The 21,793-nt window shown below is 70.9% G+C and carries 28 protein-coding genes; 24 read left to right on the plus strand and 4 right to left on the minus strand.

Going from position 1 to position 21,793, the window contains the following annotated elements; translation table 11 throughout:
* Positions 1-82 precede the first annotated feature (82 nt).
* Genes AB0C27_RS53725 through AB0C27_RS53735 form a run of 3 tightly spaced genes read right to left on the minus strand, consistent with a single transcriptional unit; the run spans position 83 to position 1,723 of the window.
* Positions 83-949, minus strand: coding sequence for a helix-turn-helix transcriptional regulator (locus tag AB0C27_RS53725; protein WP_357862606.1), 867 nt, complete (start codon positions 947-949; stop codon positions 83-85).
* A gap of 4 nt (positions 950-953) precedes the next feature.
* Entirely contained in the window at positions 954-1,499 is a 546-nt protein-coding gene (locus AB0C27_RS53730; protein WP_357862608.1) for a DUF6879 family protein, read from the minus strand.
* Positions 1,496-1,723, minus strand: a complete 228-nt coding sequence (locus AB0C27_RS53735; protein ID WP_357862610.1) for a hypothetical protein — start codon at positions 1,721-1,723, stop codon at positions 1,496-1,498. Before AB0C27_RS53735 ends, AB0C27_RS53730 begins: the two co-directional genes overlap by 4 nt.
* Before the next feature lie 453 nt (positions 1,724-2,176).
* Between AB0C27_RS53735 and AB0C27_RS53740 the strand changes: the two genes are divergently transcribed.
* Genes AB0C27_RS53740 through AB0C27_RS53765 form a run of 6 tightly spaced genes read left to right on the plus strand, consistent with a single transcriptional unit; the run spans position 2,177 to position 4,210 of the window.
* Positions 2,177-2,563 (plus strand): WhiB family transcriptional regulator, encoded by a 387-nt coding sequence (locus tag AB0C27_RS53740; RefSeq protein WP_357862612.1) that lies wholly within the window; start codon positions 2,177-2,179, stop codon positions 2,561-2,563.
* The gene (locus AB0C27_RS53745; RefSeq protein WP_357862614.1) at positions 2,564-3,010 is read left to right on the plus strand and encodes an SsgA family sporulation/cell division regulator; all 447 of its coding nucleotides are present in this window, start codon (positions 2,564-2,566) and stop codon (positions 3,008-3,010) included.
* Positions 3,007-3,408, plus strand: a complete 402-nt coding sequence (locus tag AB0C27_RS53750; protein ID WP_357862616.1) for an SsgA family sporulation/cell division regulator — start codon at positions 3,007-3,009, stop codon at positions 3,406-3,408. The genes AB0C27_RS53745 and AB0C27_RS53750 overlap by 4 nt, the downstream gene beginning before the upstream one ends.
* Positions 3,405-3,626 carry a hypothetical protein gene (locus AB0C27_RS53755; protein ID WP_357862618.1) on the plus strand — a complete coding sequence of 74 codons (222 nt, stop codon included), beginning with the start codon at positions 3,405-3,407 and terminating at the stop codon, positions 3,624-3,626. Before AB0C27_RS53750 ends, AB0C27_RS53755 begins: the two co-directional genes overlap by 4 nt.
* On the plus strand, positions 3,627-4,061 hold the full coding sequence (locus AB0C27_RS53760; protein ID WP_357862620.1) for an ATP-binding protein: 435 nt from the start codon (positions 3,627-3,629) through the stop codon (positions 4,059-4,061). It begins immediately after the preceding gene.
* A complete protein-coding gene (locus tag AB0C27_RS53765) occupies positions 4,058-4,210 on the plus strand; it encodes a hypothetical protein (RefSeq protein WP_357862622.1) in 153 nt (50 codons plus the stop codon). Before AB0C27_RS53760 ends, AB0C27_RS53765 begins: the two co-directional genes overlap by 4 nt.
* A gap of 16 nt (positions 4,211-4,226) precedes the next feature.
* Here AB0C27_RS53765 and AB0C27_RS53770 read toward each other — a convergent pair whose 3' ends face one another.
* Complete coding sequence (locus AB0C27_RS53770; protein WP_357862624.1) at positions 4,227-5,420, minus strand: transposase; 1,194 nt, start codon at positions 5,418-5,420, stop codon at positions 4,227-4,229.
* Between the two features lie 122 nt (positions 5,421-5,542).
* On the opposite strand from AB0C27_RS53770, the gene AB0C27_RS53775 reads away from it, so the two are divergent.
* From AB0C27_RS53775 to AB0C27_RS53860, 18 genes are all read left to right on the plus strand, one after another.
* On the plus strand, positions 5,543-6,046 hold the full coding sequence (locus AB0C27_RS53775) for a hypothetical protein (RefSeq protein WP_357862625.1): 504 nt from the start codon (positions 5,543-5,545) through the stop codon (positions 6,044-6,046).
* On the plus strand, positions 6,046-6,303 hold the full coding sequence (locus tag AB0C27_RS53780; RefSeq protein ID WP_357862627.1) for a hypothetical protein: 258 nt from the start codon (positions 6,046-6,048) through the stop codon (positions 6,301-6,303). Before AB0C27_RS53775 ends, AB0C27_RS53780 begins: the two co-directional genes overlap by 1 nt.
* Positions 6,293-7,765: a hypothetical protein gene (locus AB0C27_RS53785; protein WP_357862629.1), complete on the plus strand. Its 1,473-nt coding sequence runs from the start codon at positions 6,293-6,295 to the stop codon at positions 7,763-7,765. Before AB0C27_RS53780 ends, AB0C27_RS53785 begins: the two co-directional genes overlap by 11 nt.
* 92 nt (positions 7,766-7,857) lie before the next feature.
* Positions 7,858-9,987, plus strand: coding sequence for a hypothetical protein (locus tag AB0C27_RS53790; RefSeq protein ID WP_357862631.1), 2,130 nt, complete (start codon positions 7,858-7,860; stop codon positions 9,985-9,987).
* Between the two features lie 174 nt (positions 9,988-10,161).
* Positions 10,162-10,677, plus strand: coding sequence for a hypothetical protein (locus AB0C27_RS53795; protein ID WP_357862633.1), 516 nt, complete (start codon positions 10,162-10,164; stop codon positions 10,675-10,677).
* 46 nt (positions 10,678-10,723) lie between these two features.
* Positions 10,724-11,854: a hypothetical protein gene (locus AB0C27_RS53800; RefSeq protein WP_357862634.1), complete on the plus strand. Its 1,131-nt coding sequence runs from the start codon at positions 10,724-10,726 to the stop codon at positions 11,852-11,854.
* A gap of 238 nt (positions 11,855-12,092) precedes the next feature.
* The gene (locus AB0C27_RS53805; protein ID WP_357862636.1) at positions 12,093-14,477 is read left to right on the plus strand and encodes a DNA translocase FtsK; all 2,385 of its coding nucleotides are present in this window, start codon (positions 12,093-12,095) and stop codon (positions 14,475-14,477) included.
* A 44-nt stretch (positions 14,478-14,521) separates the two neighbouring features.
* Positions 14,522-15,196, plus strand: coding sequence for an RNase adapter RapZ (locus tag AB0C27_RS53810; protein WP_357862638.1), 675 nt, complete (start codon positions 14,522-14,524; stop codon positions 15,194-15,196).
* On the plus strand, positions 15,186-16,748 hold the full coding sequence (locus AB0C27_RS53815; protein WP_357862640.1) for a hypothetical protein: 1,563 nt from the start codon (positions 15,186-15,188) through the stop codon (positions 16,746-16,748). Before AB0C27_RS53810 ends, AB0C27_RS53815 begins: the two co-directional genes overlap by 11 nt.
* 47 nt (positions 16,749-16,795) lie before the next feature.
* Entirely contained in the window at positions 16,796-17,284 is a 489-nt protein-coding gene (locus tag AB0C27_RS53820) for a hypothetical protein (protein WP_357862642.1), read from the plus strand.
* 6 nt (positions 17,285-17,290) lie between these two features.
* Positions 17,291-17,746, plus strand: a complete 456-nt coding sequence (locus tag AB0C27_RS53825) for a hypothetical protein (protein ID WP_357862644.1) — start codon at positions 17,291-17,293, stop codon at positions 17,744-17,746.
* Positions 17,743-18,042 (plus strand): hypothetical protein, encoded by a 300-nt coding sequence (locus AB0C27_RS53830; RefSeq protein WP_357862646.1) that lies wholly within the window; start codon positions 17,743-17,745, stop codon positions 18,040-18,042. The genes AB0C27_RS53825 and AB0C27_RS53830 overlap by 4 nt, the downstream gene beginning before the upstream one ends.
* A 205-nt stretch (positions 18,043-18,247) precedes the next feature.
* Positions 18,248-18,406, plus strand: coding sequence for a hypothetical protein (locus AB0C27_RS53835; protein WP_357862648.1), 159 nt, complete (start codon positions 18,248-18,250; stop codon positions 18,404-18,406).
* Positions 18,407-18,519: 113 nt separating this feature from the next.
* Complete coding sequence (locus AB0C27_RS53840) at positions 18,520-19,134, plus strand: hypothetical protein (RefSeq protein ID WP_357862650.1); 615 nt, start codon at positions 18,520-18,522, stop codon at positions 19,132-19,134.
* Positions 19,131-19,673 carry a Pycsar system effector family protein gene (locus tag AB0C27_RS53845; RefSeq protein ID WP_357862652.1) on the plus strand — a complete coding sequence of 181 codons (543 nt, stop codon included), beginning with the start codon at positions 19,131-19,133 and terminating at the stop codon, positions 19,671-19,673. Before AB0C27_RS53840 ends, AB0C27_RS53845 begins: the two co-directional genes overlap by 4 nt.
* Positions 19,670-20,362, plus strand: coding sequence for a hypothetical protein (locus tag AB0C27_RS53850; protein ID WP_357862654.1), 693 nt, complete (start codon positions 19,670-19,672; stop codon positions 20,360-20,362). Before AB0C27_RS53845 ends, AB0C27_RS53850 begins: the two co-directional genes overlap by 4 nt.
* Positions 20,359-20,814, plus strand: a complete 456-nt coding sequence (locus tag AB0C27_RS53855) for an RRQRL motif-containing zinc-binding protein (protein WP_357862656.1) — start codon at positions 20,359-20,361, stop codon at positions 20,812-20,814. Before AB0C27_RS53850 ends, AB0C27_RS53855 begins: the two co-directional genes overlap by 4 nt.
* Positions 20,811-21,791 carry a phage Gp37/Gp68 family protein gene (locus AB0C27_RS53860; protein WP_357862657.1) on the plus strand — a complete coding sequence of 327 codons (981 nt, stop codon included), beginning with the start codon at positions 20,811-20,813 and terminating at the stop codon, positions 21,789-21,791. Before AB0C27_RS53855 ends, AB0C27_RS53860 begins: the two co-directional genes overlap by 4 nt.
* The last annotated feature ends 2 nt before the right edge of the window (positions 21,792-21,793 follow it).

Below are 21,793 nucleotides of genomic sequence, written 5' to 3' on the forward strand. Positions count from 1 at the left end.
CGGGACCCCTTGTCGTCGGTTCAGCTTGGGAAAGCTTTCCGGTAGCGGCCAAGAGCGCATGAAGCTGCGCTGGCCACCAACATCACTTGCCAGACAATGCGTCGGCAGCTGTGATGATGAGATCACGAGCCTGGTCGCCGGTGACGGCCTGGTCCCAAAGCTTGTCCATGACTCGCCTGTATCCGGCGGCCTCGGCCCCCCGGTGAAACGTCTCACCGATGAACGTCTCCACAACTGCGAGCGACTCTTCGCCTTCGTAGATGCCGAAGCTGTTTTGCGGGGTGACCTGCAGTTCCACACTCATGGGGATGATGCCGAATCGAACGCGCTCAAGCCCAATGACGGTTTGAAGACGATCAAGTTGGGTGCGCATCACACTGGGTGGGCAGATCAGCGTGCGCAGCACGGGTTCGGCCAGGAGGAACTCGAACTGTTTGGCTGGGTCGTACAGCAGTTGCTGGCGCTGCATGCGGGTGGACACAGCGGTGTCTACGTCGTCGACGTCGAGTTCATGCAACCAGATCATCTCAGCTAGCACCCGCTTGGTGTACGCGGGCACCTGCAGCAGTCCTGGAACGTAGACCGTCTCAAAATGTCGGATGAGGCTCGCCTCCCGCACGAGAGCGTTGTAGCTCTCTTGAACAGCGGCCTGGCCGCCACGCATGCGGCTGCGAAACGTGAGTTGGGCTATGCGGCCCTTCTCCCGCAGCTGCAGGAGCTCGTCCACCTCGGTTTCACTGGCACCGCATGTCTCCGCCCAAGTTCGTACGTCCTCGGGAGAGGGCAGTTGTTTGCCATTCTCGATCCGGCTGACCTTTGACTGTTGCCAGCCATGCGAGTCGGCGAGGTTCTTACCGGATAGCCCCGCCTGCGTGCGCAGGTTCCGCAGGCGGGTTGCTACCCCATCGGGCTGGGTGAGCCAGTCCTCTAGCGATTCCACGACGATCATTCCTTTAGTCGGCGGGCGCGTCCGGAGTACTTAGGACGCTGTGGTGGACTGCCAGGTCCCGCCACGCGCACGCCTGCACCACAACTGCTGGATCATCAACGAGCTCGTGCGTGCCAGGCCGTCCCGCTTCATCGAACCGCATGATGATCAGCTGTGATGAATCAAGCAGCCACCAGTCAGTGCTGCCCGCGTCCGGCAGCAAGCCGATGTCGAAAGCCTGCTGCCGGGTGAGGTATCGCATGATCTCGCCTGACGCGACATTCCAGGCGTCGAGCCACCGTTCGAATCTCTGGTACGGCGTTGGTGGATCATCCTGGACACGCACCCGCTCGATGCGCTTGCCTTGCCGGACGCCTTCAGCAACCTGGTTGTACCAATCTTGGTAGACCGGTACAGGAGACCGAGGCTCGCCCTTGAGGAACGCGGCAAGGATTTTAGTCTCCTCGGGCACCAGATAACTCGGCTGCAGTTCGAGGCGAAACGCCGTGTGCTTGAACTGCTGGAGGGTGTCGCCGAACCGCTCCGGCGCGATGGGTCGGCCTTGGATCACGCCGGCACCGTGGCTCGCTGAGCGAGGCGCTCCTCAACGAGGCGATCGATGACGTCGGCAGGGACATAGACGGCGTCTTCATCCATGGCGAGGTCTTGTAGTTGTGCACGCGTGGCCTCGTCGATCCTCTTGCCTTGAACGACGTAGCCGCTCGGCGCGTCGTAGATGGCCGGACACTGGCCGCCGCCGGAGTCGGAGGTCTTCCACTTGAACGTGATCTCCATGTGGGTTCGCCTTTCTGGTTCCGTCACCACGCTTCCATGCTCGCAAGTTGCAGCCGCAAAGGCAATGATCCCCGCTCAAAGGTGCAAGAGGCGGGGATCTGCATGGTGTGGTCGGAACCTGGCTCCTCAATCGTAGCCGCCGAGCCACAATTATCGAGCAATGCTTGACTCTTGCGCGCAGCGGTCAGACCCTGATCTCGTGACGACCCAACAGGGAGGCGCGCAGGAGGCCGAAGAGCCAACATTCCAGCCCAAACGCCGGCTGGCTGGATCTTTGAGCGTCTCAGCCTGGCACGACGAACTGCACACACGTGTTGGAGGTGGCAGCAACTAGCCCTGATCGCAAGTCAGAAGCATCGGAACCCTGCACAACATCAATGGGGCCTCGCCCGGATTGCGCCCGGACGAGACCCCTAAACACCGGGACCACCTCTACGAAGGGAAGAACCCCGGATGAGCACCATGCTCTCATTGGCGCGCCAGGGCCTGAACACCTTGGCCGCTGCCGAGTTGTCTCGGCAGGTACAACAGCAGGGCGTCTGCCGCGGTGCCGGCGACCCTGACGCGTGGTTCCCGCCCGAGCCGAACCGGTCGGGTGGGGAGTCGAAGGAGGTGTGGCAGGCTCGGCGCGCCGCCTACGAGCAGACCGCGCAGCGCCTGTGCAGTGACTGCCCCGCGCGGGCGGCGTGCCTGTTGCTCGCGCTCCAGGAGGAGGCCAAGCTCCCCCGCACCTGGGTGCACGGCATTCGCGGCGCGAGGGCTCCCTGGCAGCGTCTGGCGATGCTGCGCTCGAGCAAGCGTCGCTCCCGGGCCGACCAGGCCGCCGAGGGGGCGGCCTGAATGACCATCTCGAAGATCAGGGTCCCGCTGACGGTCGCCTTCGCGCACCTGCCGAACGTGTCCGTGCGGGTGCAGGCCGTCTACGTACCGGCTGACCCGTACGCGGTTCAGCTGCGCTTCCCCTCCTCCGCCGGTCGCGCCGACACCACCGAGTGGGTCTTCGCCCGCTCGCTGCTGGCGCAGGGCATGGACCCGCTGGCGCTGACGCCCGCGGGTGACGGGGACATCACGGTCGGCCCGGCCGAGGCCGACGACTACGTCGAGATCGTGCTGCACCCGCACGCACCGGAGCGGACGCGGCTGTTCGCTCGCCGGGATGAGCTGAGCTCGTTCCTGGCCAACACCTACATGAAGGTCCCCGACGAGCAGGAAGACCACTGGATCGACTGGGCGGGCGCCTGGTCGTGGCTGCGCCGCTGCGTGCTGGAAGCGGGAGGTGCCGTATGAGCACCGTCCCCGCCGTGGTGGAGGGCCTGACGTTGTGGCCCATCACCGAGTTGGACAGGCCGCTGGTGGCAGTGCTGTCCTACCAGGCCGGCGACCTTCACGTGATCCGCATGGCGTTCGTGGACGCGAACGAGCACGAGACGCCGTGCATCTACACCTTCCTTCCGGAGCTGCTGACCGAGGCGCTGGAGGACCTCGCCGAGCCCGCCGGCCACGGTGAGGTGCACATCGGCCCCACGGAGGTGCCCGGCCGGCTGCTGCTGTCGCTGGCCGCCCCGGACCTGCTGCGCGAGTCCGGCGGCCGGTTCGAGCTGCTGGTCGAGCGGGCGCGGCTGCAGGCGATCGCCGAGCAGATCGCGGCCCTGGGCGCCCTGGCCGGGCTGGGGGTGGGGGCATGACGCGCGACGACGCGCCGGCGATGACCGCCGCCTACGACGAGCTGCTGGCCGCCGCGCGGGCGACGGTCGCGGCGGCCGCGCTGGGCCAGCCGGAGCCGCTGGCCATCCTGGCCGGCTACCTGGCAGAGCACGGGCAACTGCCGCCCGCCGGCGCGCGGCCCGCGCAGCTGCTGGCACAGGCCGTCCCGGCCTGCGAGCACCGGGCGGGGGTGGTCTGAATGTCGATCACGTTGCCCGTGCCCGTCGCCGCCTGGCAGGCCTTCCCCGGCACGCCGGGGCAGGTCGCCGCGGCCCGCGCGTGGGCGCTGGCGGCGGTGCCGCTGCCGCCCTATCACCCGCGCGCGGCCGACCTGGCGGTGGTGGTGGCCGAGCTGGCCACCAACGCCATCCGGCACTCGATGTCCGGCGCGCCCGGCGGCCGGTACTGCCTGCAGATCGAGCTCGACCCGGACTCCTGCGCCGGGCGCGGCGCGGTCGATCTGACCTGCATCGACCTGGGGCCCGGCGATGGGCTCGCGGAGGAGCGGGCGGCGGGCGAGAGCGGCCGCGGTCTGGTCATGGTCCGCGCCCTGGTCGACGACTACCGGGTGACCCCGACTGCCACCAGCCGCGAAGTGCGGTGCCGCCTGACCTGGCCCGCAGGTGCGGCATGAGCGAGGTACCCGGGCTCGGCCACGTTCCCGACCAGGTCAGCCTGACCCAGGACGTGGCCGGCCTCAACCGCTGGCAGCTGGCCCTGACCCAGGCGATGACCATCACCACGACCACGGAGGTTTCCGACCGTGACTCCTCCGCTCCCTGACGGGAGCGGCTTCTCGCTAAGCCGCTTTCGCAGCTTCACGAAGGACAAGCCCTGCCCTCAAGATGTTGATCGCCGCGTTCACGTCGGCGTGCGCGGTGTGCCCGCACGCCATACACGCGAACTCGGCTTGAGTGATGCGGTTCTCCTTTGCGCAGTGCCCGCATCGCGAGCAGGTGCGGGAGGTGTTGCGGGGCTCGACTGCGATCAGCTCTCGACCAGCGCTTTCAGCCTTGTCCGACAGGATCGTCAGGAACACCCCCCAACCCGCGTCCAGTATCGATCGGTTCACACCCGATTTTGCCGCGGCCCCGTTCGGCAGCCATCCGCCCTCGCTGTCCGGTTTGGGCGCGGCACGCCGGGTCATACTGGCGATCCGCAGGTCCTCGTGCATGATCACGTCGTAGTCCCGGACCAGCGCGAGCGCGGCCTTGTGTGCGTGGTCGAGCCGCTGATGCCGCACCTGGGCGTGCAGTGCCGCGACCCGCGCCACAGCCTTGCGGCGGCGTTTGCTCCCCCGCTTCTTGCAGGCGAGGGACTGCTGGGCCGCTGCGAGCCGATCAGCGGTCGCGGCGAGGTGGCGCGGGTTAGCGATGTGCTCGCCGTCGCTGGTGGTGACCAACGACGCCACACCCATGTCGATACCGGCGACCGAGCCGGTGGCGGGCAGCGTTTTGGCGGGTACGTCGTCGCACGACAGGACAACGAACCAACGGCGGCCTTCCCGCTTGGCGCTGATCGTCTTCACGGTGCCGAGCACACGCCGATGTTGGTGCACGCGGACATGCCCGATGCCCTGCAAGCGCACGAACGTCGCCGAAGGGTGGTGGGGCTGGGAGTCCCACCGGCAGCCATCGCCGTCCTTGGGCCACTCCACGGTGTTGAACCAGCCCCGGCCCTTGAAGCGCGGGAAGCCGGGCGTGCGGCCTGCTTTGACGCGGTTGAAGAACGCGCGGAACGCCTTCTCCAACCGCCGGGTGGCCTGCTGGGAGGAGAACGACCACCGGGCCTGCCCGTCAGGGTCGCCGCCGCGGATGTGCTTCAACTCCGCCGACTGGTCGCCGTAGCGCACCGTTACGCCCGCCATGCGGTAGGCGGTGCGGCGGTGCTCCAGCGCCGCGTTGTACAGCTGCCGGTGATCCTTCAAGCACTGCGCGAGCGCAGCGGCCTGCTTGCTGGTGGGACGCAGCAGGAACTTGAACGACCTGCGCACACCCACCTCCCACGTTCGGAAACGAGACAACCACGCTACCGACTGGCTCCGACAAAACTCGAAGGGAGGGAGCGCGGAGTTCCCCGCCAGCTGAAGCAGGCGGTCCTCTCCGCGTGAACCTGATGGGTGACACACCCGCGATCGCGTTCGGGCTGTTCAGCCTGGCGCTGGGCATCCTGCTCTACCGCAAGCGCATGAAGCTGATCAGATCCGGTTCCGGCGCGGCGCTGGCCGTGGCCGGCGCCAAGCCCACCGGCGGGAAGCTCGGCGGAGGGAGCGGCAGCAAGGACCGCTGGTACAAGATTCCCGCCGCCGTGCTGTACCGGATCATCAGCGGCCTGATGTTCCTCGGTGGCGTCGGGCTGGCCTCGACGTTCATCGGCGACTGGCTGCGCAGCTGGGACTTCAGCATCGGCCCGCTGGGCTCGACGGCGTGCGCCACCATTCTGGCGCTGCTGCTGGGCGTCGCGGTGCTGATCGACGTGTTCGACGGCAACGGCCTCAAGCCGCTCACCTACGCGATGATCGTCTCCTTCCCGCTGCTGTGGGCCACAGCGGGCGGCAGCCTGGCCTGGCCCCGGGCCCTGTCGGCCCAGGCCTGGCTGTGGATGACGGGAGCGGTCTGATGCCGCGCCCGAGCGCGCACGAGCTGGCCCACGCCATGTGGGCGAACCGGCCGAACCTGCTGGAGCTGCTGTTCCTGGCGATCTTGGTCATGGTCACGCAGTGGCTCACCGGCCTGCCGCTGATCCTGCTCGCCGTGGCGGTCGGCGCCCTGATCACGGGCGGCACGCTGCGCATCGCTCTGGTCAGCCTGCGCCGGCACCCGCCCGCCGAGTCCGGCGGCGAGGCAGCGGAAGGGGGCGGCCGGGATGCGGATTGAGCACTTCATCGTCGCCTTCATCGCCATCTGGGCGATCGTCGCGATCGCCCGGGCGGCCAACCGTAACCAGCAGGATCGGGAGCGCCCGTCGTGGGCGGTGCGCGCGTGGAACGCGGCGGGCGGCCCGCAGGTGGAGGCCAACCGGCTGCTGCCCGCGACCGCCGAGCTGGTGGGCCGCGGCGCCGGGGCCGGGGTGCGCAAGGTACGCGATCTCGTCACTGGCGGCAGCGCCGAACGGGCCGAGACCAGCCAGGCGCGGCGTGAGCGAGCCGCCGAACTCGCTGACAAGGCGCGCGGGGCGGCCGCTCAGCGAGGCCAGGCCGTCGTCGAGGCCGCCGAACGCCGCTGGGGCGCACGTCCTGCCGATGGTCGTCCCCTGTTCGCCCGCCGGGATCGCCCCGGCGGCGATCAGAGCAACCAGCGCGACAGGGCCAGTGCCGGCGCCGGTGCCGATGACGCTGCGGGTGCCGCGCGAGCTCCGGGCGGGACCGGTCCGGCCGCCTCGCAAGGGAGTGTCCAGGCCGGGGCGGCGCCAACGGGTGACGGCGAGCCCGCTTCAGCGGTTCCTGCGTCCCAGCCCCGGTGGCGGCGGCTGCGCCGGTTCGTGTGGTGGCGCGACCGAGACAGCAGCGGCACCGCCCCGGCCGGCGCCCCCAACGGCGTCCCGGGCGGGGGCACCTTGCCCCGATTGGCCCACGACACGACGTGCCGGACCTGCGGCACCACCCACAGCGTGACCCTCGCGGCGGGTGAGAACGCCGGTGAGGTCCTGTGCGGCTGCAGGACCCGGCTCATCATCTTTCGCGACCTCAAAGGCCAAGCCCCGCCGACCACCGACCCGGACGCCTGGATCGCGTGGCAGACGCTGGTCGCCGCCGAAGACGGCTACTGCACGTCGATCAAGTGCACCGGCAACGGCACCTACGTCGAGGCCGGTCCCGGGGGCGTCCGCCGGACGCCCTGTCCCACCTGCACCACCAATGGCGCCACCACTGGCGCCGGCACACCCACCCTTCGCGTCGTGCCCAAGGAGGACACCGACATGACCGCACCCACCACCGAGCAGACCGCCCAGCCCGCCCCGGGCGTGGAAGAGGCGCACGCCCAGGCGCTGCGCACGATGGCCCCGGCCGACTGGGCCGGACTGGCGGCCCGGATTCAGAACTTCGACCCCGAATCGGACGCCGACCTGATCAACTTCATGACCGGCGAGGTGGCCGGCATCTGCGGCTACGCCGAGGCGTACGAGGCGCTGCACGGCGGATGCGTGGACAGCATCGGCCTGGACCCGGCCGCGGTGCAGGGGCTGGGCGAGTTCGCCGAGCACGTCATGGAGCTGACCCGGGCGATGACCGCCGCGCACCGGCAGTTCGTGACCACCTACCAGGAGGTCCTCAACGCCGTGGCCAACGGCGTGGTCCTGCCCTACAACGGCCGCTGGATCACCGGCGAGGCCGTCTGACCGTCCCCTCCTCTCGCCGCGCCCTGCTGGGCCAACCCTCGCTCCTCGCCCCGCAGGGCGCATCGGAAGTCGAAACGAGAAAGAGACGCGCCGTGTCTGTTGCCGATCAGTGCCCGATCCCGCCGCACCGCGACCACGCCACCCCGGCCGACCCTGCTGACCCGGCCGGGCAGCAGGCCCCCGAGGCCGGTCCGGCCGAGGGTCATGTCGAGCCGAGTGCCCTGTGGGTGGCCACCAAGGCCACCTGGCGCTGGTTCCGCGCGGCCCCCGCCGAGCGCACCCCGCTGCTGGGCGGCGCCGCGCTGTATGGCGCCGGCGCGCTGGTGCACGCCTACCACCTGCCGTGGTGGGGCATCGGCCTGGCGACGGTGGCGGGTTCGATCGCGACGTATGCCAGCGCGACCAACCGGCTGACCGGCTGGCGCGTCGGCGGCGCGACCACCGCCACCGCCGCCTCAGGCGTGTGGCTGGCCAGCGGCGCCGAGCTCGGTGTGACCGCCGGCCCGTCCGCCCTGGCCACCTGGCTGTTCGTGGGCACCTTCGGCGTCGGCTACGGCCTGCACCGGCTTGGATTGCGCCGCCGCCCGCAGGAGGCCGACGAGCCGCAGATCGAGGTCGTGGCGCCGGAGGTGCCGCGGATCAGCTGGGAGAGCTACCTGGCCGGGTGGGGGCTGGACGGCGCGAGCGTGGTCAAGGCAGAGCCGACCCGGCTGGGCGAGCGCGTCCTGCTGGACACCCGCGGCACCGGCAAGCTCGCCTCCGCCTTCAACGCCCGTGCCCTGGAAGAACAGATCGCCCAGGACTTCGGCCTGGCCGTTGGCCGCGTCGAGGTGCGCCGCGGCGGCATCGCCGGCCAGATGCGCATCTCGGTCCGGTTGAAGGACCCGTGGGCACAGCCGATCGCGCACCCGATGCTGGACATGACCTCCGAGGTCCGGCTGGTGGAGGTGGAGGACGCCCGCAAGCCGCTGATCGTCGGCCAGGACCCGGAGACCGGCCGCCCGCTGGGCTTCACTGTCTGGGATGAGGACGGCGCCGCGCACTGGATGGTCGTAGCCATCAAGGGCGGCGGCAAGACCGTCCTGCTCAACAACGTGCTGGAGCGGCTGACCGCCGCCGACAACGTCGCCGTGTGGGGCATCGACGTCTCCAAGGGCAAGGACCTGCGCCGCTGGCGCGACGCTGGCGCGCTCGGACCGACCGCCTGCGGGGCGAGCGAGCGGGCCAAGGCGGTGCGCATCCTCGAGCTGGCCGTCAAGACCATCAAGTGGCGCGAGGCCCACAGCAACGAGGCCGTCTTCCAGCCCCGCCCCGGCCACCCGTTGATCGAGGTCGTCATCGATGAGGTCGACGCCCTGGTGGCCGGCGGCGACCAGCTCGGGCAGCGCGCCTCTGCCGCGCTGACCTATATCACCAGCAAGGGCCGCTCGGCGTCGGTCGGCTGCATCCTGGTCGGCCAGCGCGGCACCGCCGCCTGGATGGGCGGGGCCAACATCCGCGCCAACATCGACCGCTTCGCCCTGCTCAAGGTCGGCCGCGGCAACGAGGTCCGCAACGCGGTCGGCGAGATGGGCATCGCCCTGCCCGACATCGCCTCCTACGGCGAGGGCAAGCCCGGCGTCGTGCTGTTCACCGACATTGCCGGCGCCTACGAGGTGGGCCGCACCTTCAAACTCAAGGACCTGGAAGACATCGAGGCGCTGGCCGCGGGCCGCGCCCCCTCCGAGATCGAGCCCGACCTGCTGGCCCACCTGGGCACCGGCTACACCCAGCTGGCCAGCATCGACGACCAGGCCGCCGCCCCCGTCGCCGGGCAGGCCGCGGCCGAGGAGCCGGAGCAGGACGTGGTGCGCAGCCCCGAGGAACGCGCCGCCGAACTGGCGCAGCTGCGCGGGCATTTGATGCTGCTGCCGCCGCTGACGGCCGACGACGCCGCCCGGGTGCGCGAGCACAGCGCCGCCCGCTGGGAGCTGTTCCACCGCGTCGAGGCCGAAGCCGAAGCGTCGCTGTCCTCGACGGTGCCCGCCGACGCGCGCGAGGCCATCCTGGGCCGCCTTGCCGACGGCGAGGCGGCCCGCCAGGAGCTCGCCACGGCGGCCGGCTACAGCCCGGCCGCGATCAAGCGCTTCATGACCCAGCTGCGTCAGGAGAAGGTCGTCGACTGCCACGGCCGAGGCCCCGCCACCCGCTGGTACCTGGTCGGTGATGAACACGTTGCGTAACCACTCTCGGAGGGGTTTCGGATCGGCTCATCGGCTCACCGACCGGCTCCCAGAGTCCCCCTATAGAGGCCCTGCTGTGGGCCGATGGGCCGATGAGCCGATCGGCCCGGACCAGCCTCGCCACCACGCCCAACTTCTACGGACAGTAATCGAATCGAGGGTCCGATGGACGTCATGAGCACCGCCGTCAGCCTGGCCGACACCAGCGAGATCGCCGGCACGGCCGCCGCCATGATCGGCCGCTGCCAGGCCACCGGCATTGTCGTGGCCAGCTACCGCGGCCTGATCGCGGCTGCCGTCACGCTGGGCATGCAACCGGCCCTGCGCGGCCGCGCCTGGCCCACCGACACCACCTTCGTCACCGCCCTGGTGGACCTGGAATGCGACCTGTTCAGCAGGTTGACCCAGGTCAACGCCATGATCGACCGGCTGGTAGGGGACATCGAGTGGCTGGAGAGCCAGTACACCGGGACACCGGAGACGGAGATATACCTGCGCCGCAGCGCGGTCCTGCGGGCCGCCCTGGACGTACTGATCCCCGCCCAGACCCGCCTCAACTACGCCCTGGGCCGCGTCATGGCCGTACCGGAAGAACTCGGCGAGACCTACGCCGCCGCCTGCGCCCACGTCCGTTCCGGCCGCCAGTTGCCATTCAACGGACGCTGGATCACTGGTCGAACGGCTGGATAACCGCAGCTCAACCCCCCACTTTGCGCATGTTTAAGGAGATTTGCTTATGAACGCCACCGCTGCTCTCCCTCGCTCAGCGAAGGCTGTTTCGCACGCGAAGACGCAGGCCGGCCATGGGTTGCGCCTGTGGTGGTGGATCCTGATCCTCGGCTGCTGCATTTCGGTCGTGCTCAACATCTGGCACGCCGTGACCTTGAACACCAGCGACAAGGGCCACCCCGTCTTGGGCATCATCTTCGCCCTGGTGCCGGTGCTGTTCGCCGCGCTGCTGTCGCACGGACTGGTCAGCCCCGGCACCGCCTGGTGGTTCAAGGCCGCGATCTTGACCTTGTTCGGCATCAGCATGATCACGTCGATTTCGTCTCAGGCGGAGGTGATGAAGCCGTACGGCGGTGGCTACGGCGCCGAGTGGTCCATCCCGATCGTTCTCGATGCTGCGGCGATTCTCGCCCTGTACTTCATCACCTCCCGCGCGGCCGCCGCCCGTGAGGCCGCCCGGCAGGCGGATGTGGAGGCGGAACTGGCCGCCCTGCACGCGGAACTGAAGCCCGCCGTCGAGGCGGAAGTCAGAGCGGAACTGGAAGCCGAACGCGCCGACGCCCGAGCGGAACTGGAGGCGGAACTGGCCGCCGCCCGGGCGGAACTCGTGGCGGAAGCCAACCGGACCCGGCAGGCGGAACTGGCCGACGCTCGCGGCCAGGGCCGGGCGGAGGCGGAGGCGGAGTTCACCGCCATCCACGCCCGGCTGGAAGCCGACTACGCGACCCGGCTGGAGCAGGCGGAGGAAGAGATCCGTCAGCGCGCTGAGGCCGACATCGACGCCCGCATCCAGCAGGCCGAGAGGACGGCCGAAGCCCGCGTCCGACTGGAATTGGTCGGCGACAGCAAGCCCAAGCAGCGGACCAAAACCGCTCCCCCGCCCGCAAAGGACACCGCCAAAGACGCCGCCATGGATGGTCTGACCAGGGAAGAAAGAGGGGCTCTGCGGCTGCAGCAGGCACGCGCTCTGATGGCTGAAAAGCCGGACATCACCGGCGCCGAGATCGGACGCGCCCTGAAAGTGTCCGAGCGGTACGGCCGCACGCTGCGCGAAACGCTGGAGGAAGAGCAGAACAGCGGCCAGGAGAAGGAACCCCACTCGGCCGCCCATGACATCCGCTTGCACGCGGTCCCCTGACACCCCGCCTGGTAGGGACGCGCGGGCTGGTTCCGCGTCTCGGTTCCGCCCCGAACTCCGCCCTCAGATCCGCTTGCGGCGACCGTCAGTTCCGCCATCCGGCGGACCTCGGCTCCGCCGTCGACCGCCCTCGGTTCCGGCCCTGGTTCCGCTTTCTCGCCAGCCCTAGTTCCGCCTTCCGCACTGCTCACAGTTCCGCATCACGCCACACCAGACCCGATCATCTGAAGGAGCATCGATGACCGCCCACCCGTCCCACCCGCCGGCGTCGAACCGCATGCGGCAGCTTGTCCGCCCATCACAGTCGTGGAAGGTCGCCGTGCTGATGGCCACCGGCTGGCGCGGCGCCGCAGTACGTCTCGGCCGTACCGTACGGGCGGCCGGCACGGGCACCGCCACCTCGCCCGCCTACCGGTGTGACGGCATCGGCCTGGCCGCGGCGCTCGGCGCGGTGCTGCTGGCGGCCGCCGCCTGGAGCATCTTCAGCAACCCCCTGATCGACCTGACCCGCGCTCTGGTCACCGCCCTGGTCGGGAACGTGCTCATGGTGGCGCCGGTCATGGCCGCGGTGCTGGCCTGGCAGCTGCTGCGCGGCCTGGCCGACAAGGGCGAGCTGGTGCGGCTGAGCGTCGGCTGGGCCGGCGTGATGGCCATCAGCGCCGCGCTGGCCCACCTGGCCGCCGGCGCTCCCGGCCTGGACGGCATCACCGGCGCGGGCGGCCTGCTCGGCATCGTGATCGGCGGGCCGGCCGGGACGCTGCCGTCCGGGTGGCCTCTCATCGTGCTGCTGATCGCGCTGGCCGGCGTGCTGCTGGCTGCGGTCCGCACCCCGCTGCAGCTGGCCCGCCGCCGCCTGGACCGGTGGCGCAGACAGCGCAAGGTCGTCGCCACCGCGTCGGCGGCCGATCCGGTGCCTGAGGTCATCCGCCACGACGACGACCAGCCAGCCCCCTCCGCCACCGTGACCGCCCAGTCGGCCGATCCCGCTCCGGCCGGCGACATCGCTCCCGACGACAGTCCTGAGGCGGATGAGCAGTCTTCGGCCAGGGCGCCGAAACCCCACGCGGCCACGGAATCCGCCACGGCACCTGCCGCTGGGCCGCGCGTCCGAGCGGCCACCCCGGCCGCCGCCCAGCCCGCGACGGTGCCCAGCCTGACCCTGCTGCACGCCGGGCCGCCGCCCCGCACCGCCACCAGAGCCAATCACCGGGTGGCGGCGTCCATCAACGGCGTGCTCACCGAGTTCGGCGTGGCCGCCGAAGTCAAGCGCTACACCCGCGGCCCGACCATCACCCGCTACGAGATCGGGATCGAGCCCGGCGTCAAGGTCGAGAAGGTCACCGCGCTGGCCAAGAACATCACCTACGCCGTCGGCTCGGCGGACGTGCGGATCCTGGCCCCGGTGCCGGGCAAGTCGGCGATCGGCGTGGAGATCCCCAACACCGACAAGGACCTGGTCGCGCTCGGCGACCTGCTGCGCTCGACGGTCGCGCAGAAGGACCGCCACCCGCTCGTCGTCGGCCTGGGCAAGGACGTCGAGGGCCGCACCATCGTGGCCAACCTGGCCAAGATGCCGCACCTGCTGATCGCCGGCGCGACCGGCGCCGGCAAGAGCGTGTGCGTCAACGACCTGATCACCTCGGTGCTGGTCCGGGCCACCCCGGACGAAGTGCGGATGATCCTCATCGACCCCAAGAGGGTCGAGCTGGCCGCCTACCAGGGTATCCCGCACCTGATCACACCGATTATCACCAACCCCAAGAAGGCCGCCGAAGCCCTCGGCTGGGTCGTCGGCGAGATGGACCTGCGCTACGACGCGCTGGAGCGGCACGGCTTCAAGCACGTCGACGCCTTCAACACCGCCGCCCGCGCCGGCCGGCTGACCAAGGACGACGGCACCCCGGTCGAGGCGTACCCGTACCTGCTGGTCGTCGTGGACGAGTTGGCCGACCTGATGATGGTGGCCCCGCGCGATGTGGAGGACTCCATCGTGCGCATCACCCAGCTGGCCCGCGCCGCCGGCATTCACCTGGTCATCGCCACCCAGCGGCCGTCTGTGGACGTGGTCACCGGCCTGATCAAGGCCAACGTGCCCTCCCGGCTCGCCTTCGCCGTCTCCAGCCTCACCGACTCCCGCGTCATCCTCGACACGCCCGGCGCCGAGAAGCTCATCGGCCAGGGCGACGCGCTGTTCTCCCCGATGGGCGCCAGCACCCCGATGCGGCTGCAGGCCGCCTTCGTCTCGGAGAAGGAGATCGCGGCCGTGGTCGGCTACTGGCTGCAGCAGAGCGCCGGAAGCCGCCCGAGCGACGTCTTCGCCGACACCCCTGGAACCGGCACCACCACCGGTGCGGCCGCCGACGGCGAGGACATCGGCGACGACCTGGAACTGCTGATCCAGGCCGCCGAGCTGATCGTCACCACCCAGTTCGGCTCCACCTCGATGCTGCAGCGCAAGTTGCGCGTCGGCTTCGCCAAGGCCGGCCGACTGATGGACCTGCTGGAAAGCCGCAACGTGGTGGGCCCGAGCGAAGGCTCCAAGGCCCGCGAGGTGCTGGTCAAGCCCGACGGGCTGCCCGACCTGCTCGAGGGCCTGCGCTCCTCCGTCGCCGCCCCCGCCTGATGACTCTCTTCGCCCGCGACCCGCGACCTGACAAGGACACCTCGATGACGCTCACGAACACCGCCCCCACCGGCCTCCGCAGTGCTGGCGACAAGAGCAGGCCGATCACGCTCGTCTCCTTCGGCTACCTGCACCAGCCCGGCGAGAGGCCGCCGGCCGCCGACCGGGTCGAGGACGTGCGCACGCGGCTGCGCGACCCGGCGGCCGCCCGCGAGGGCGGCATCCTTGACCTGGACGGCCGGGACCCGCGCGTCCAGCAGATCGTCCTGGCCACGCCCGGCGCCGCCGAACTGCTCGACAACCTGGCCGCCTACGCCGAGCTGCCCGCCGGGCCGCGCAGCATCGCCATCGGCTGCGCTGGCGGCAAGCACCGCGCCTGCGCCCTCACCCAACTGCTGGGCGAGCGGCTGCGCGAGCGCGGCCACCAGGTCGTGATCGACCACCGCCACGCCCACCTGCCCCGCGTCCTGGCGCCCGCCGGCGACCCGACCGATGACCCGGTCGGGGACGCGGCGGACCGGCTGCAGCGGCGCGCGATGCGGGGCTACGCCGAGTGCATGGTCACGGTGATCCTGCTGCTGATCGCCGCCCTGAGCGGCGCTCCCGGACCGGTCGTGATCGTCCTGGCGGTGCTGTTCGTCGTGGCGCTGGGCCGCTGGATCCGCGTGGCTCCCCAGCGCGCCGCGAGCAGCCGCGACGGAGGCGATCATGACCGTTGAGAGCCCGGCCGCCCGCGCCGCTACCGCACCCGCCGGTCCCAGCCTGCGCCGGCAGATCCACGCCTACCTCGACACGATCCTGGTCGCCGACGTCGGCGACCGTGCCGCCTGGGACCTGCAGCTCGACCAGGTCGCCATGCTGCAGGCCGTGCACGGCCGCGACCAGGTCGCCGCGGCGTACAAGGCGTGGCTGCGCCGCTACCAGGACGACAGGCTCGCCACCACGGCGCCGCTGACCGGCTGGGACGAGCTCAGCCTGCCCTGCGCGCCGATCCCGCGCTGGGACCGCGACATCCACGGCTTCCTGTGCGTGGGTTGCGGCGAGAACTTCTCGCAGGTGCGCGGGGACGACGGCTGGGACTGGTGCCGGCCCTGCGCCCGTAAGGTGCTGCAGGCCCAGCCGCAGCAGCTGCTGCTGTTGCCCTTCCCCCGGGCTCACCACCAGCTGGTCTACCGCGGACTGCTGGGCGAGGAACGCCTCGCCCGCCGGCCTCACGACATCGAATGGCCGCTGACCGACGGCAGCACCGCCTCCTACGCGCCCGGCGACGTCGTGGCCCTCGGGTGCAGGTGGAAGGGCATGGACACCGTCGGCGACCGCATGTGGGGCGAGCTGACCAGCCCGTACCTGCACATCACGGCACGCACCGACGTTCCCGGTCACACCTTCGAGATCAGCATCACCCTGCACTACGACCCGGCCCCGAGCCGAGACGCCGGCTGGGGCGCCGAGCGGCCCTACGGCTTTCGCGTCGTGGAGGCCACGCTCACCGACACCGGTGGCCACACCACCACCGTCACCCATCTGCACGAGCTGCTGGGCGTCATTGTCCGCGGCGAAACGCAGGCCGCCGCCGAGCGCGACGCGCCGTCGGCCGCCCCGGTACCCGCCATCACCCACACGAACGGGGAAACCGTGCCCAGTCCCGACATCCCGCTCGACACGTCCGCGCTCGCGCAGGACACCAGCGAGGCCTTCAACCACGATGACGACCTCGGCCACGGCATCGACGACCGGCAGCTGCCCGCCACCACCAACTCCGTGGGCACGGTGCCGGGCTCGGTTCGCGCCGGATACGGCGTCGAATGCGTCGAAGGCTGCTGGATCACCTCGTTCTTCGTCAAGCCCGGCAGCCTGCCGAACGTGCCGACCTTCCGCAGCCTGCAGGAGGCGGTGGAGGAACTGCCCGGCTACGGCTGGACCCGGGCCCACGACGCCGAAGGCGGCCTCGGCGAAGCGCACGAGGTGCCCGCGGCCGCGCAGCTGTGGCGCTGCCCGGATTGCACCCGCATGCGGGCCTGCGACTGGGAGGGACACCTGCCGGTGCGGAAGCTGCCGCAGCTCACCGCGTGGGGGACGTGGCGCGGCGGCGGGCTCGCCTGCCGCCGCTGCCGCTGCTGGCTCACGCAGCCCGCCTATCACCAGGGCAGCAGGCTGACCCGGGCCATCGCCTGCGTCGTCTTCTGGCGCCGGCGCCTGCGATGCCGCCGCGCCAGCAGGCGAGCTGGGCAGCACCACCAGCCTGCCCCGCCGCCGAGCGACACCTTCTGAACACGCCCATGATCCCCAGCTCACCGCGAACCGAGGAGGACAGCCCAGTGGCCAGCAGACACCATGACGCTGCTCGCGTCTTCGAGGTGCTGCCCTACCGCGACGCCGCGACCGGACGCCAGTTCCTCGTGCACCAGGACGGCAGCGTGATCCGGGGCCGCCATGCCGGCGGCGACCTCGCCGAAGAGGCGTTCTGGGCGCTGGCGGCGGCGTCCGGGTACGCCGTCTGGCTCCGCCGTCGCTGGCTGCTGTGTTTCCTCGGCATCCGCGACCGCACCGCCGATCCGCTGCTGTATCAGTTCGCGCCGGACCTCACCGGCCTGCAGCCGTACGAGGTCGGCGCGCCCGCCATGGTGTGGGCTGGCCACGAGGTCATGACCGCGATCGGCGACCCGCGCACCGCGGCGCTCTACGACCGGGTGATCGCCCACCTGCAGCAGGCCTCGACCAGACCCACTGCTAGCGCCAGCCCGGCCCCGCTCCCGCTCACGCTCACCCGTACGGGCGACGCCCGTGCCCGATCCCACCAGGAGTAGAACCGCATGACCCAGACCCTCATCGAATCGCCGCCCACCGCCGGCGACGCCTGGCACTTCGTGGGCGTGGCCTCCCGGCAGGTGGCCCGGCACGGCAGCACGCTGCTGACCCACCCCGTGGACCGCGCCGTCATCCACGGCCTGCTCGGCGCCAGCGCCGAGCTGCTGGGCAAGCGCGGCCGCCAGCACCTGGCCGCCGCCGGCGACCTGCTGCGCCGCAACCATCGCGGCGGCCAGAGCGACCCGGCCGAGACGGCGCTGGCCCAGACCCTGCTGGCCCTGATGTACACGCTGCTGCCCGGCTGCGAGCAGCACGCCGTCAACCTCCTGCAGGAAGCCGCCAAGACGGCCGCAGCCCACGACGGGGGCGCGGCCACCACCGCCGCCGCTGACGGAGACGTGTTTCACGCGGCGCTGACCGGACTGGTCTACGCCCAGCTCGCCGCCCGGAGGAGCGCATGAAGAGCTTCCCGATGGCGCCGATCGGTGAACACACCAGCGCGCACGCCCGCGCCGACGCCCTGGTCTGGGCCAGCGCCTTCACCACCGATCGGCACAACCCGCTGAGCGTCATCGCCAACGCCGAGCCGATCTTCGAGTGGCTGGCGGCCGCCACCGACAGCAAGGACCTGACGCTGCGCCGCCGCGCCGGCAACCAGCAGTGGATCAACGACGACACCCGCGACCCGGACGACGACCCGGCCGCCTTCCTGATGCGCGCGGCCGCCCTGTACGGCGCCATGACGGGCGCCGTCTGACCCGATGACCAGCGCCACCCGCCCACCCGCCGAAGGAGCAAAGAACCATGTCGCCACCAGCATCGGCACGAACCTCGCGATACCGCCTCGTGAAGCCCTCTCGCGGAGAGGTCCTGCTCGCGGTCACCGGCGCGATGGCCACCATCACGCTGGTCACGGTCGCGGCGACCGTCGCGACCCTGCGCGCCGAGAACAGGCGCACCCCATGACCAATTCCATCACCGTCGAGCAGCAACTTCTCGCCATCGAGCGGGATGCCGTTCACACCGAACGGATGCGGCTGCAAGCCGCCGAGGACCTCCTGGCGCTGGTCGATGAGGAGCTGGCCGCGATGCGGCGGATCCTGCGCGACTGGCCCAGATAAGCCTCCCCCAGACGGGCGCGCATCACCGCGGCCAATCCGCCAAGACCACCGCGGCGGGCGCGCCCGCAGACCCCACTCGATCCGAACAGAACCGGAAAGGGCTGATTCCCATCATGACGCACCCCGTCAACAGCGCCGTCGCGGCCACCGAGCGATCCGTCGAGCGAGCTCCTGAGCTGGCCACCGAGCTGGCCGTCGCCGTGCTGCTGAGCGAGTACGAGACGCTCAAGGCCGAACAACGCTCCCGCATCGGGTTCCGCGACAACCTGCTGTACGCGATGCTCACCGCGGCCGCCGCGATCGCCGCCGTCACCGCCACCGCGCAGCGGCTGGAGCTGCTGCTGGTGCTGCCCCTGGCCGGGCTGGTGCTCGGCTGGACGCACACGCACAACGACCACATGATCACGTCGATCGGCGTGTACGTGCGCGAGCGGCTGGGTCCGCGCCTGTACGGCCTGGTTGACGACGCCACCGACATCGACATGTTCGAGTGGGAGACCGAGCACCGCAGCCCCGATCGCCGGCGTGCGTCGCGCCGGCGGCTGCAGCTGGCGGTGAACCTCGCCGCGTTCTGTCTGCCGCCGCTGGCCGCCCTGGTGCTGGTGTGGGCGCTGGGCCCGCACACCCCGGCGGTGCTGGCCGTCTCCTTCGCTGAGCTGGCCGTCGTGGCCATGCTGACCGCCCAGATCACCCGGTACGCCGAGCTCGGCGCAGGGGGTGGACGGTGACCGCCACCCGCCCCAACTCCAGTACCGACGAGGTCGCCTTTCCCGGTGCGCCGGCCCGGCTGCTGCGCGAACTAGAGGTCGTACGCGCCGAGTTGGCCCGCGTCGACGCCAAAGCCACCGCGCTGATCGGCTGGGCCGGGACCGCTCTGGCCATCCTGGCCGCGGCCGCGAGCATCACCCGCCTGCCGCTGGCCGCGCTGGCGGCGGTCATCACCGCCGCCGTGCTGCTGGCCACCGCGGTGGCCACGCTGCTGGGCGTGATCCGCCCCGCCCTGCCCACACGGCGTCCGCGCGGCCGCGCCGGGGCCGGCTACGGCTTCATCCGGCACGCCGCCGCCGTCGACGTAGGCGAGCTCATCGCCGGGCTCGCCTGCGACGCGAGCGGCGTCAGCCAGCAGCTGGGCGAGGAACTGTTGCAGGCCTCCAAGCTGACCGCCCGCAAGTACCGGTGGCTGCGCCTGGCGGTGCATCTGCTGCTGGGCGCGCTGCTGGCGATGGCGACCGCCCTGCCGCTGACCCTGCTGGGGAGGAGCGCATGAAGCCCTCGCAGACCGTCGATGCGTTGGCCGACGCTGTCGTGCTCACCCCGCTCCCGTACGCCTACGAGAGCTATGACCAGGACCAGGTCGTCACCACGACCGCCTACACCACGCGCGAGCCTGGCCTGCTGGTGCGCAGCCGCGACCCCGAGCACGGCGAGGACGGGCCGCGCTGGCTGGTCGTGCATTGGCAGGGCGAGGCGATCCAGGGCCGGCACGACTACACCTCGCCCTGGCAGGCCCTGATGGCAGCCGACCGGCTCGGCGCACTTGGCGTCGACTGGCGGCAGACCAGCCAGACTCTCAAGGCCACCGGCACGCCGGACGGGCTGTGGACCACGCTGCGGGGCGGAGCGCTGATCGATCGCGCCGGCGCGATTCTCAAGGCCGTCACCAGCGGTCACGAGGACCGTTACGACCACTACGACCCCGTCATGGACCTGCTGGCTGCCGGCTGGAGTCCGCAGGCGCTCACCGCCCGGCTCACCGAGCCCGGAGGTGAGCTCCCGCTGACGGACCTGCTGACAGCGCTGCTGGCCGCGCTGGCGCCCGTGGACGGGCGGCCGCCGTGGTGCGGGCACTGCCTGGCCGTAGCCCGCCAGTCGGTGGACGAGCGCGGCTGGCTGACGCGCTGCCCGCAGTGCCATCCCATGCCGGAGACGGCGAGCACTGCGGAGCGTTCGTCGTGAGCAAGGCCAGGCTGCCGTTCTGGGACCCGTCCGGGTCCCGGCACGGCGGCCTGCCCACCTACCCGTGGCAGATGGCCCCGCCCGGCCTGGCCACGAAACGCCAGCTGGCCGCCGACGGGCTGCGGCCGGGCGGGCAGCCGGTGTGCGCGCAGGTCATGTGGCGCACCACCACGAACGGCGGCCGCGCCGCTGGCGTGGCGGGCAACGTCGGTGTCGCCTACCTGTATGACCGGGCGCTGGCCAAGCCCAAGCGGAAGCCCAGCCCGGCCCAGCTGGAGGCGATCGCCAAGGCCTTGCGCGCCCGCCGCCTGTGCCCGCAGTGCGGCATCGAGAAGGACTACTGCCTGCCTAAACGCTACGGCGTCTGTCTCGATTGCCACGAGCAAGGACAGGTCGGCGCCCACCCGGTTGAGCCGTCCCGTGCCCCGACGACCGCCAGGAGCCCCTTGTGAGTACGGCCTCTCGCATCGAATGGACCCAGGCCACGTGGAACCCGACGACCGGCTGCGACCGCATCTCCCCGGGCTGTGATCACTGCTACGCGCTCACCCTGGCCAAGCGCCTCAAGGCCATGGGATCAGCGAAGTACCAGCAGGACGGTGACCCGCGCACCAGCGGTCCCGGGTTCGGCGTCACGGTTCACCAGGCGGCGATGCTCGAGCCGCTGCGCTGGCGCACGCCTCGCAAGGTGTTCGTCAACTCCATGAGCGACCTCGGGCACGCGCGCGTCGGCAGGGCGGCGCAGGCCCGCATCTGGGCGGTCATGGCGCTCACGGGCCGGCACCAGTTCCAGGTGCTCACCAAACGCCCCAAGCGGCTGGCGGCCGTGCTGGGCGATCCACGCTTCCAGCGTGAGGTCGCCGAGCAGGCCACCGACCTGATCGCCAGCCGGTTCTGGCGGCGCTGGCAGCTGGACCTGGGCGGCCAGCGCCTTGCGGGTGACTCGGGTGCCGGCACACGGTGGAGCACGGAACACACGGCCGACGGGCCGCTGTGGGTGCCACCGTGGCCGCTGCCGAACGTGTGGGTCGGCACCTCGATCGAGTCCGACAACTACTGCTGGCGTGCCGATGCGCTCCGTGCGACCCCGGCCACGATCAGGTTCCTCTCGCTGGAGCCGCTGCTGGGCCCCGTGCCATCACTGGACCTGTCGGGAATCGACTGGGTCATCGCCGGCGGGGAGAGCGGTCCGCAGCACCGGCCGCTGGACCTGGCCTGGGTGAGGGACATCCGGGACCGCTGTATCGACCTTCACATCGCCTTCTTTTTCAAGCAGGTCGGTGGGCCAACCCCGAAAGCCGGAGGCCGACTTCTGGACGGCCGCACCTGGGATGAGTTCCCCCTGGCCAACAGCGCTCAAGCGAGCTCTCCGCCCACTGATCTGCCTACCGAGCACCCCCGTGCAGTCCAGCCCCTTCCAGGGAGATGACC

Source organism: Nonomuraea sp. NPDC048882, from assembly GCF_040649755.1.
Classification (GTDB): domain Bacteria; phylum Actinomycetota; class Actinomycetes; order Streptosporangiales; family Streptosporangiaceae; genus Nonomuraea; species Nonomuraea maheshkhaliensis.